At 66.5% G+C, this 10,270-nt stretch carries 11 protein-coding genes; 6 read left to right on the top strand and 5 right to left on the bottom strand.

Features of this window, described 5'->3' with window-relative positions:
- The first annotated feature begins 5 nt into the window (after positions 1-5).
- The 3 genes from AC0QDI_RS07705 (at position 6) to AC0QDI_RS07695 (ending at position 4,336) form a co-directional block, all read left to right on the top strand.
- The gene (locus AC0QDI_RS07705; RefSeq protein ID WP_474666839.1) at positions 6-1,502 is read left to right on the top strand and encodes a DHH family phosphoesterase; all 1,497 of its coding nucleotides are present in this window, start codon (positions 6-8) and stop codon (positions 1,500-1,502) included.
- Positions 1,503-1,584: 82 nt separating this feature from the next.
- Positions 1,585-2,412, top strand: coding sequence for a CBS domain-containing protein (locus AC0QDI_RS07700; RefSeq protein ID WP_474666837.1), 828 nt, complete (start codon positions 1,585-1,587; stop codon positions 2,410-2,412).
- A gap of 223 nt (positions 2,413-2,635) precedes the next feature.
- Positions 2,636-4,336 carry a methylmalonyl-CoA mutase family protein gene (locus AC0QDI_RS07695; RefSeq protein WP_474666835.1) on the top strand — a complete coding sequence of 567 codons (1,701 nt, stop codon included), beginning with the start codon at positions 2,636-2,638 and terminating at the stop codon, positions 4,334-4,336.
- 51 nt (positions 4,337-4,387) lie between these two features.
- On the opposite strand, the gene AC0QDI_RS07690 is transcribed toward AC0QDI_RS07695, so the two are convergent.
- Entirely contained in the window at positions 4,388-4,654 is a 267-nt protein-coding gene (locus AC0QDI_RS07690; protein ID WP_474666833.1) for a DUF7520 family protein, read from the bottom strand.
- Positions 4,655-5,166: 512 nt separating this feature from the next.
- On the opposite strand from AC0QDI_RS07690, the gene AC0QDI_RS07685 reads away from it, so the two are divergent.
- Entirely contained in the window at positions 5,167-5,301 is a 135-nt protein-coding gene (locus AC0QDI_RS07685; protein WP_474666831.1) for a hypothetical protein, read from the top strand.
- Positions 5,302-5,387: 86 nt separating this feature from the next.
- Here AC0QDI_RS07685 and AC0QDI_RS07680 read toward each other — a convergent pair whose 3' ends face one another.
- The 3 genes from AC0QDI_RS07680 to AC0QDI_RS07670 form a co-directional block, all read right to left on the bottom strand.
- Positions 5,388-5,636 (bottom strand): DUF6684 family protein, encoded by a 249-nt coding sequence (locus AC0QDI_RS07680; protein WP_474666829.1) that lies wholly within the window; start codon positions 5,634-5,636, stop codon positions 5,388-5,390.
- A gap of 55 nt (positions 5,637-5,691) precedes the next feature.
- Positions 5,692-6,111, bottom strand: coding sequence for a DUF7541 family protein (locus AC0QDI_RS07675; protein ID WP_474666827.1), 420 nt, complete (start codon positions 6,109-6,111; stop codon positions 5,692-5,694).
- 138 nt (positions 6,112-6,249) lie between these two features.
- Positions 6,250-7,314 (bottom strand): polyprenyl synthetase family protein, encoded by a 1,065-nt coding sequence (locus AC0QDI_RS07670; RefSeq protein ID WP_474666825.1) that lies wholly within the window; start codon positions 7,312-7,314, stop codon positions 6,250-6,252.
- 137 nt (positions 7,315-7,451) lie between these two features.
- Between AC0QDI_RS07670 and AC0QDI_RS07665 the strand changes: the two genes are divergently transcribed.
- Both AC0QDI_RS07665 and AC0QDI_RS07660 read left to right on the top strand, forming a co-directional pair.
- The gene (locus AC0QDI_RS07665; protein ID WP_474666823.1) at positions 7,452-8,774 is read left to right on the top strand and encodes a M28 family peptidase; all 1,323 of its coding nucleotides are present in this window, start codon (positions 7,452-7,454) and stop codon (positions 8,772-8,774) included.
- Between the two features lie 233 nt (positions 8,775-9,007).
- Entirely contained in the window at positions 9,008-9,862 is an 855-nt protein-coding gene (locus tag AC0QDI_RS07660; protein ID WP_474666821.1) for an NAD(+)/NADH kinase, read from the top strand.
- A 96-nt stretch (positions 9,863-9,958) separates the two neighbouring features.
- On the opposite strand, the gene AC0QDI_RS07655 is transcribed toward AC0QDI_RS07660, so the two are convergent.
- Positions 9,959-10,219: a hypothetical protein gene (locus AC0QDI_RS07655; protein WP_474666819.1), complete on the bottom strand. Its 261-nt coding sequence runs from the start codon at positions 10,217-10,219 to the stop codon at positions 9,959-9,961.
- Positions 10,220-10,270: the final 51 nt, after the last annotated feature.

The raw sequence follows: 10,270 nt of genomic DNA, 5'->3' as shown, positions 1-10,270 counted from the left end.
GACAAATGGTTTTTCGGCTCGTGCTCGGTTGCGGAACCGTCTGCCGTCAGGTGACCGAGCGGGTCGCCGAGCGCGACGGCCGGCTACTCGTCATCACCGACGACGAGAGCGTCGTCGAGACCTTGCGCGACGAGAGCGTGCCGGCTCGGAGCGCGGAACCGGCCGATCCCGACACCATCGCGAACGTCGACGCGCCGGACGTGATCTTCGTCGCGAGCGACCGAACCGACGTCAATCGGGCCGCGCTCGAGGCCGCGCGCGAGCGGTTTCCCGACGCCGTGATCGTGGCCTATCTGGGCGGGAACGCGACGGCCGCCGACCGCGACCGATTCGCAGAACTCGCGGATCGGATCGTCGACCCGACGGACGCGATGGCCGACCGCGCGGTCGACGGGACGGCGAGCCCGTCCGCCGAAGCGGCGATCGAACTCCGGGAGCGGCTGGGGCGGATCGACGGTCGGCTGGCCGTCGTCGCCCACGACAATCCGGACCCGGACGCGATCGCGAGCGCGGTCGCGCTCGTCGACGTCGCCGAGTCCGTCGGCGTCGCCGCCGACGCCTGCTACTTCGGCGATATCTCCCACCAGGAGAACCGGGCCATGGTCAACCTGCTCGACCTGGAGCTGCGAAACATGGCTCCCGACGACTCGCTCGCGGAGTACTCGGCGTTCGCGCTGGTCGATCACTCTCGCCCCGGCGTCAACGATCAGCTTCCGGCGGACCTTCACGTCGATATCGTCATCGACCACCATCCGCCGCGCGGGCCGGTTCCCGGCGAGTTCGTCGACCTCCGGGAGGGTGCGGGTGCGACCAGTTCCGTCCTGACGGAGTACCTCGATCGCTTCGATCTCGCGTTCGACCCCTCGACGGCCACGGCGCTGTTGTACGGCATTCGGGTCGACACGAACGATTTCACGCGAGAAGTCTCGCCCGCCGACTTCAGGGCCGCCTCCACCCTGTCTCCCCACGTCGATACGTCGATTTTGCGCCAGATCGAACAGCCCTCGCTCGAGGGCGAGACCCTCGAGACGATCGCGCGGGCGATCAAGAACCGCGTTCAGCGAGATTCGGTGGCCGTCGCCAGCGTCGGCCGGATCGGGGATCGGGACGCGTTGCCCCAGGCGGCCGATCAGTTGCTCGCGATGGAGGGCGTCGAGACAACGCTCGTGTTCGGGTTCGACGACGAGATGGTGTTCCTGTCGGCCCGCTCGCGAGCCAGCGATGTCGACCTCGGCGAGACGCTCCGGGACGGGTTCGATCGGATCGGCAGCGCCGGCGGCCACGCGGACATGGCCGGCGCGCAACTCGAGATCGGGATTCTGGGCAGCGCCGACCACGAAGTGGAGGTCGAATCGATCGTTAGCGTGGTCGAGGAAGTAATCACGAACCGGTTCTTCGAGGCGATTCGGACGCGACCCGGAGTCCCGGTGGGCGCGTACACGCAGACCAGCGAGTGGTTGTTCACCCAGCGCGGCGAGCCGGAAGACGGCGAGTCGGCGTGAGCGGTGTCGAGAGCCGAGAGTAGAAGATCGGTTGGCAGCGTCAGTAACAGTACTTTTGCGCGCCGCTCCCGTGTCCCCGTGTATGGACGTCGTATCGGACCGGACGAAACCCCAGGTCAAGGAGTATATGACGCGCGACGTGGCGACGGTATCGCCGGACGAGACCGTCCGTGACGTCGCGACCCGGATCGCCGAGAGCGAGGAGCACAGCGGCTTTCCGGTCTGCGAGCGGCGGCGCGTCGAGGGGTTCGTCAGCGCCCGCGACCTGCTGCTGGCCGAGGACGACGATTTGATCTTCAAGGTCATGGCGACCGATCTCCTGGTCGCCCACCCCGAGATGAAGGTAAACGACGCCGCTCGAGTCATCCTCCGCTCTGGCATCCAGAAACTCCCCGTCGTGGACGACGCGGGCAATTTGGTGGGGATCATCTCCAACGCGGACGTCATCCGCAGTCAGATCGAGCGCGCGACCCCCGAGAAGGTCGGCAAGCTGATGCGAACCCTCGAGCAGATCCACGAGATCGACCTGACGGAGCAGCGCCGGACCGTTCCGCTCTCGGACCTGACGCCCACGCAGGGACGGGTCTACGCCGACGAACTCGAGGGGCGACGCTACGAACTCGAGCGGGGACTCGCCGAGCCGCTGGTCGTCATCGACAACGGCGGCACCCTCCTGCTGGCGGACGGCCACCACCGCGTGCTCGCGGCCGACCGGCTGGGGATCGACGAGATGGACGCCTACGTCATCGTCGTGGACCACGAAATCGATCTGGGGATGGCACGTACGGCCGAAAAGGAGGGTCTCGAGCGGATCGACGACATCGACGTCGTCGACTACGCCCGCCATCCGCTGGTGCAGACGACGAAGCGACTCCAGTCCGACGGCGGTGACGGCAGGGAGACGGAGTAACGCCGTCGGTAGCCGCCGCTCGTGACGGTGTCTTACACTCGTCGGACGCCGCCGGTCGGAGTCGGTGATTGTCCGACGACCGCCCCCTTCTCCCGTCAAATCGACTCGTCTCGACCTCGAACACTGGTCGTCCCTCCCGCGGATCGGGTTCTCCCACCGACCGGTTTTCATTTCGATCCGTCCTCCCCGAACCTTCATTGCATCGTCGGCAAATATTACGACCATGTACGACGACGAGGATCTCGAGGAGATTCGCGAGGAGGGCCGGCGGTGGGAGAACGAGTCGCTCGATCCGGTCCTCGAGCGCCACGGCGAACGAAAGGACCGGTTCGCGACGGTTTCGAACCACGATGTCGATCGGCTCTACACCCCCGAGGACGTCTCGGAACTCGACTATCTCGAGGATCTGGGGTTCCCGGGCGAGGAACCCTACACTCGGGGACCGTACCCGACGATGTACCGCGGGCGGACGTGGACGATGCGCCAGTTCGCCGGCTTCGGCACCGCCGAGGAGACCAACGAGCGCTTTCACTACCTGATCGACGAGGGGCAGACCGGTCTCTCGGTGGCGTTCGACATGCCGTCGCTGATGGGACTCGACTCGGACGACCCCATGAGCGAGGGCGAGATCGGTCGGGAGGGGGTCGCCGTCGACACGCTCCGGGACATGGAGATCCTCTTCGACGGGATCGACCTCGCGGAGATCTCGACCTCCTTTACGATCAACCCCTCCGCGCCGGTGATCTACGCGATGTACGTCGCGCTGGCGGATCGGCGAGGCGTTCCCCGCGAGCGACTCCGCGGAACCCTCCAGAACGACATGTTCAAGGAGTTCATCGCCCAGAAGGAGTGGGTGATCCCGCCGGAACCGTCGCTCGATCTCGTGACGGACGCCCTCGAGTTCAGCACGCGGGAGACCCCGAAGTTCCATCCGATTTCGGTCTCGGGTTATCACATTCGCGAGGCGGGCTCGACGGCGGTCCAGGAACTCGCCTTCACCCTCGCGGACGGCTTCGGCTACGCCGAGGACGCGATCGAGCGCGGACTCGACGTCGACGAGTTCGCGCCGCGGCTCTCCTTTTTCTTCAACTGTCACAACTCCTTCTTCGAGGAGATCGCGAAGTTCCGGGCGGCCCGCCGGATCTACGCGCGGGTGATGGACGAGTGGTACGATGCCGAGGCCGACGAGTCCAAGCGGCTCAAGTTCCACACCCAGACGGCGGGCCAATCGCTGACGGCCCAGCAGCCGCTGAACAACGTCGCTCGGGTGACGATGCAGGCGCTGGCCGGCGTCCTCGGCGGCACCCAGTCGTTGCACACCAACAGCTTCGACGAGGCGCTCGCCCTGCCCGGCGAGGATGCGGTCCGCGTCGCGCTGCGAACCCAGCAGATCATCGCCGAGGAGTCCGGCGCGGCGGACATCGTCGACCCGATGGGCGGCTCCTTCGCCGTCGAGACGCTCACGAACGAGATCGAGGAGCGGACGATGCGCTACATCGAGGAGATCCGGGAGATTGGTGACGGCTCGGTCCGCGACGGCATTCTCACGGGGATCGAGGACGGCTACTTCCTCCGGGAGATTCAGGACGCCTCCTACGAGTACCAGGAGCGCGTCGAGCGCGGCGAGGAGGTCGTCGTCGGCGTCAACGAGTACACGCTCGAGGAGGACACCAGCCCCGATATCCTCCAGATCGACGAGACCACGGCCGAACGCCAGCTCGGCCGCCTCGAGGAGGTGAAATCGGATCGGGACGACGAGGCGGTGACGGACGCGCTCGACGCGCTCCGCGAGGCCAGCGAACGCGGCGAGAACGCGATGCCGTACATCGTCGACGCCGTGAAAGCCTACGCGACGATGGGCGAGATCATGGCGGTCTTCGAGGACCAGTACGGCGCGTACAGCGAGAACATCGGGCTGGCCTGACGACCGTTCCTACGAGGTAGGCTGGCCCGACGACCGCCCGTCGTGGAAGCGCTACGACGAGCCGTCGTCGAACCGAGAGAGGACGCTGACGACGGCGCCGAGTGAGACCAATAGGGTGCCGACGGCGACGGCACCGTAGACGGCCAGCGTGAGCGGCGAAACTGGCACCGCGAGTGTAACGACGGTGATCTCCTCGAGCCCGGTGTAGACAGGCAGGGTCGCACCGAGCAGTGCACCGAATGCGGCGGTCGCGGCGATCAGCGCGAGGCCGAGGCCGGCGACGGCACCTCGGCCGCCGATCGTTCGATCGTCGATCACGACTCCCGCTACGCCGTCCCGGATGGAGGGCTTTGTGCTGTGGCGATCCCGGGTTCCCGATCGAATACGCGTTCTGACGAGCGATGCACGTCCCGTGATGGTATCGCATCCCATAAGAATGAGTGAATGATTCCCGACGAGGACACAATACGCGCATTCCCGTCGTTTCCTCCCGGACCGGGATAGCCGCAAAACCTATGGTCCCGTTCTTGTCTTCTAGGTGTATGGTTCGGTATCCTGATGGAAGCTGTCCTGACTGCGGTGAGAGACTGTTTGCTCGGATCGCAGGTCCCGCTCGTTGTTCGAACTGCGTCGACCCGCGCGCCGCGGAGCGGATCGAGCGCAAGTCGAGGACGCCCTCATCGTAGTACGACTGTTCGACAGGTAGTCTCCCCTCGGCCACATGCTAGCTCTGCGATCGGCCGCTCCGCTTGCGTTCTCGACCGGCGATTCCGAATCGCTGGGAAACGCTCTTCCCTCTCTGCCGCGTATCTCGCCGATAGTGGTCGTCCATGAGCCCCGATAACACCGATTCCGACCGACCGGCATCGCAGCGCCGCCCCTCCGAAAAGGAACTGTTCTTGCTCTTGCTGGTCGGGATCACGCTGCTGATGGCGGTGACCGGATTCGTCCTCATCATCAACTGACTCGACCAGCGGCGCTCTCGGCCGACATCTCGTCTCGGACGTGTCGTGTTCGCGTCCTCACAGCTCGAACGTGCTGTGTCGCATCCTTACGTCTCGGACGTGTCGTGTCGCGTCCGGTCGTCGGTTTCAATCGCTCGAGCCGCGATGTAGGTCACGATCGCGAGCGACACCATCGTCACCACCAGGATCGAAAATTGGATCGTCGACTGGAGTGGATCGAACCCCCACGGGTTGAACACCGCGAAGACCGCGACGAAAAACGCCATGATCAGGAAGGGGACCGTGTTGACTGCGAGGTCGAGCGCCACTTCCGCGTCGAAGGCACGTCGGCTCATAGTGAGGTATCAGGTTCGGGGCGTCTTGCGCGATTCGTTCGGAGACCGGTTCGATTCACGTTTCGATTCCGCGGCTCTCGTTGCTCTGGGTTCGGCGGGATCGCACGAGGCCGGCCCCGATGATCGTCACCAGACCGGCGGTGACGAGCGCCGCGCCGCGACTCGCCAGTCCAGTGAGTGGCTCGAGGGGGGCGATCGACAGGGTTCCGGTGCCGTGGGCGGCCAGTAACGCGCCGCCGACGACGAACGCCGCGCCGAACTTGGCCGCGAACGCGAGCGGCCGGTCCACGTAGTCGGCGTCCGCGAGGATGCCGGCGACGCTCGCGGCGAAGACGACGAGTCCGCCGACGGCGATCGGGACGAGATCGACGACGATGCCGACCTCCGAGCCGACGAGTCCGAGGGCCACGAGGATCGGCCACGGCTTCGTGGCGTCCGTGCGATCGGTCTCGGTCCGCCTCGAGTGGTCGGCCATACCCGGGGTTCCACCTCGAGACTGTAGTATCTGGCCCTACTGTTCACCGTTCGTGACTGTCTCGAATTTCGAATGGAGCGGTCGAATTCTCATCCGTCGCCGCCTCGCGACCGAACCGCTCGAGCCCCGCGAGGACGATTACTCGTCGCGCTCGATGACGAACTCCGTGAACTCCTCGAGCTTCCGGGTCGTCTCCGCGTCGAAGTCCACGCCGTCGATCGCCGCGCGCGCATCGGCGGCCAGCTCGAGCGCGCGCTCGCGGGCGTACTCGATACTGCCGGCGGCCTCGAGGATTTCCAGGGCCTCTCTGATCTGCTCGTCGGTATTTTCGTCGGCCTCGAGGATCGACTGCAGCCGGCGGGCCCGTTCCGCGTCGCTCGCCTCGATGGCGTGGATGACCATGAGGGTCTTCTTCCCCTCGCGGATGTCGTTGCCGAACTCCTTGCCGAACTCGCCGGCCCGGCCCAGCGAGTTTTCGACGTCGAGGATGTCGTCGCCGATCTGGAAGGCGACCGCGGTCAGTTCGGCGTACTCGGCGATCGCTTCCTCGACGTCGTCGGGCTGGTCGGTGATGATCGCGGCGAGGCGAGCCACGATCCGGCCGAGACAGCCCGTCTTGCACGCGCACATCTCCAGATACTGCGCCGTGTTGATCCGGACGTCGCGTTCGTTGTGCCAGCAGATGTCCATCCCCTGACCGAGGTGGGTACGGTTGAGTTCGTCCATCAGCATCTCGTAGGCGGCCAGGCGCCGAGCGGCCGGGAGGTCGGCCGGATTCCGGCTGATGACCTTCAACGGCAGGAAGTACATCGCGTTGCCGGCATTGAGGGCGATATCGCGGCCGTAGAGGCGGTGGAGCGCGCGTTCGCCGCGCCGAATCGTGGCACCGTCCTCGACGTCGTCGACGATGATCGTCCCGTTGTGCAGTATCTCCGGAATGCAGGCGTAGGGCAGATACGCTGCCGGGTCCTCGCCGAACCCCTCGACGAAGACGAGGAAGAGTATCGCGCGCCACCGTTTGCCGCCGCGGTCGAGCAGATCCCACAGCGGCGTCGCCAGCGCGCGCTGGATGCCGTGGGGATCGTACTCGTACGTCGGGGACCCGAAGAACGACTCGAGGTAGTCGGCGTCGACCTCGCGCGGAACCAGGTCGGCGATCGCTTCGTCGATGGCCGGCCGCCAGTCGGCTAGCGTCTCCCGCATATCGAGTCCGAGAGGGAGCGGCGTGAAAAAGATTCGTAGTTTGTCGTGTCACCAACGGTTACAACCCGTCGGACAGTTCTCGGTGTCCGTCGCGACCGAGCGGTACAGTTACCAGTCCATCGGTCCACGGTCCAGTCATGACCGCCTGGATCGGCTCCGTCTTCGAGAGCGACATCGGCTGGGACCACCTCGAGGCCCTCGTCGACGTGGGGAATCGCATGGCCGGCAGCGAGGGCGAACGCGAAGCCGCCGAGCTGACGCGGGACGCGCTCGCCGACGTCGGCGCGCGAGACGCCCGACTCGAGTCGTTCGAGATTCAGGGCTGGACCCGGGGCGACAGCGCGATCACGGTCGGCGACACCACGCAGGACTGTATCGCGCTGCCGCGCAGTCCGTCCGACCGCGTCGTCGCGCCGCTGATCGATCTCGGCTACGGCCTCCCCGCGGACTTCGAGGAGAGCGACGTCGAGGACGCCGTCGTCATGGTCCGCAGCGACGTGCCCGACTACTACGACCGGCACCTCCACCGCCGGGAGAAGTACTATCACGCCGTCGAGAACGGCGCGGTGGGGTTCGTCTACCGGAATCACGTCGAGGGCTGTCTCCCCCCGACCGGTAGCGTCGGAACGGACGAGGATCCCGTCGGCGAGATCCCGGCCGTCGGCGTCTCGAGCGAGGTCGGGTCGCGGCTGGCCCGCCGGTTCGACGGCGAGTCGATCACGCTCTCCGTCGAAGCCGATATCCACCCCGCGGAAAGCCAGAACGTCCGCGCCGAACTCGGTCCCGACACCGACGAGCGCGTTCTCGTGACGAGTCACGTCGACGCCCACGACATCGCCGAGGGAGCGATGGACAACGGGGCGGGAACCGCGATGATCGTCGAGATCGCGAACGCCCTCGCGGATCGCGAGGGGGACCTCGAGACCCGCGTCGAGTTCGTCGCCTTCGGCGCCGAGGAGGTCGGACTGGTCGGCTCGACGCGGGCCGCCGAGCGGATCGATCGCGAGTCGATCAAAGCGGTGGTCAACAACGACGGCGTCGTCCGCGATCGGACGCTCTCGATCGTCACCCACGGATTCGACGCGCTCCGGGACGCGGCGAACGAGGTCGCGGACCGGTACGACCATCCGATCGGCACCGTACCGAAACTCGGTCCCCACAGCGATCACTGGTCGTTCGTCAAGTGGGGCGTCCCCGGCTGTCACGTCAAATCGCTATCCGACGGAGCTGGGCGGGGCTGGGGCCACACCTTCGCCGATACGATCGAGAAACTCGAGCCCCGAACCCTGTCCGAACAGGCGATCCTCCTGACCGCGTACGTCGTCGCGCTCGCCCGAGAGGACGTGACGATCGGCCACCGGGATCCCGACGCGATCGCGGCCGACCTCGAATCGCAGGACCTCGCCGAAGGGATGCGAATCACCGGCGACTGGCCGTACGGCGAGTCCGGGAGCGATTGACGGGCAGCGCACGCCCGATCGTACGAGGGAGCGCGGTTCTCGCTCAGTGAGCGAGGACCAGAGGGATGCGAACGGTCAGCGAACACCGCGAGCGAGGACCGCGGACTGTGCCATCGTCCCGCGAACGCTTTTCGCTGTGATGTGACCATCGCCGCCGACTGCAATCGACCGCCGGCGCGCGGTCGGCGACCGACAACCGTACGCTTTTGAGCGGGCCGCGTGAACTGCCGGTCATGGATGCCGCGTGGAGCGCGGGCGATTCGCCCGTCGTCGGCGTCGTCGACCGCAAAGCGGATTCGAGCGATGCCATCGAGACCGTCGAAGAGCTCGAGTCGGTGCTCGCCGATACGGACGGGACGATCGTCACCGACGGTCTCGACGCCGTTCTCGCGGCGGAGCCGTCGGTGCTCGTGACGGTCGGCGACGCGGCGTTGTCGGCGGTCGCTCGCGCCGGCGTCGAAACGCCCGTTCTCCCGGTGGGCCCCGTCACAGGAATGGAATCCGTCGACCGCGATCGCCTTCCCGACGCGGTCGCGGCGACGCTCGAGGGACGCGCCGTCCAGCGCTCTCGGCCCGTCTTCGGCGTTACCCTCGAGTCGAGACTCGAGACGGAATCAGACACCGAACCGGAGACCGATCGAACGGAGTCGGGGACCGATCGGAACGACATCGACGGAGGCGAGCGAGCGCTGTTCGACGTGACGCTGGTCACCGACGAACCGGCCCGGATCTCCGAGTACGGCGTCCGAAGCCGGGACGCGTCTGTCGCGACCTTTCGCGCTGACGGGGTCGTCGCGGCGACGCCGGCGGGGAGCCACGGCTACGCGAGCGCGGTCGACGCGCCGTCCCTCTCGGCGGGCGTCGACGCGGCCGCGGTCGCACCGATCGGCCCCTTCGTGACGCAGACCCGCCGGTGGGTACTCCCGAACGACGACCTCGCGTTCACGGTCGAACGCGAGGAGAGCGACGTCACCCTCGTCGTCGACGGCCGAGCGGTCGGCACGGTCTCCGTCGACTCGCGGGTCGCCGTCTCTCAGGCCGGAACGCTCCCGACGCTGGCCGTTCCGGACGACCGACTCGAGGAGTAACTCGAGGACTCGGCAGGTGGCGTGGTAAAAACGCGATGTCGGCTCGGCGGTCGTCCGCGGTTGGCAGCGGGCGGAAACCGGAGCGCCTCGCCCCTCTCAGCTGTTGAACGGCTCCTCGTCTCGGTGGTTATCGGGGTTCGTATTTTCGAGGGCGTCGTCGACTCGATCGTCGGACTTGTGTTCGATGTCCTGCCGACGTTGCTCTTCGTCCTGTCGCTCGCGAGCTTCCTTCTCTTCCTCGGTGAGTTCCTCTTCGTCCCGCGCTTCCTCGGGGTCCGTTTTCTCGTGCTCGAGTTGGACGTCTCGTCCGTGTTCATCCTTCCCGGTGTTGTCACGCTGGTCTGAGTTATCGGACATAGTGATCCCGGATGAGGCTACCGCCGGTCGTTGAAAAGGAGTTGGGCTTGC

The sequence above is a fragment of the Natrinema sp. LJW11 genome, from assembly GCF_056135975.1.
The sequence above is the reverse complement of the archived record's forward strand: the minus strand, read 5'-3'. Positions and strand labels throughout refer to the sequence as shown.

Excerpts from the sequence above, each read along its gene's own strand:
- AC0QDI_RS07705 (WP_474666839.1), top strand. The coding sequence starts at position 6 with ATGGTTTTTCGGCTCGTGCTCGGTTGCGGAACCGTCTGCCGTCAGGTG.
- AC0QDI_RS07700 (WP_474666837.1), top strand. The coding sequence starts at position 1,585 with ATGGACGTCGTATCGGACCGGACGAAACCCCAGGTCAAGGAGTATATG.
- AC0QDI_RS07695 (WP_474666835.1), top strand. The coding sequence starts at position 2,636 with ATGTACGACGACGAGGATCTCGAGGAGATTCGCGAGGAGGGCCGGCGG.
- AC0QDI_RS07685 (WP_474666831.1), top strand. The coding sequence starts at position 5,167 with ATGAGCCCCGATAACACCGATTCCGACCGACCGGCATCGCAGCGCCGC.
- AC0QDI_RS07680 (WP_474666829.1), bottom strand. The coding sequence starts at position 5,636 with ATGAGCCGACGTGCCTTCGACGCGGAAGTGGCGCTCGACCTCGCAGTC.
- AC0QDI_RS07675 (WP_474666827.1), bottom strand. The coding sequence starts at position 6,111 with ATGGCCGACCACTCGAGGCGGACCGAGACCGATCGCACGGACGCCACG.
- AC0QDI_RS07670 (WP_474666825.1), bottom strand. The coding sequence starts at position 7,314 with ATGCGGGAGACGCTAGCCGACTGGCGGCCGGCCATCGACGAAGCGATC.
- AC0QDI_RS07665 (WP_474666823.1), top strand. The coding sequence starts at position 7,452 with ATGACCGCCTGGATCGGCTCCGTCTTCGAGAGCGACATCGGCTGGGAC.
- AC0QDI_RS07660 (WP_474666821.1), top strand. The coding sequence starts at position 9,008 with ATGGATGCCGCGTGGAGCGCGGGCGATTCGCCCGTCGTCGGCGTCGTC.
- AC0QDI_RS07655 (WP_474666819.1), bottom strand. The coding sequence starts at position 10,219 with ATGTCCGATAACTCAGACCAGCGTGACAACACCGGGAAGGATGAACAC.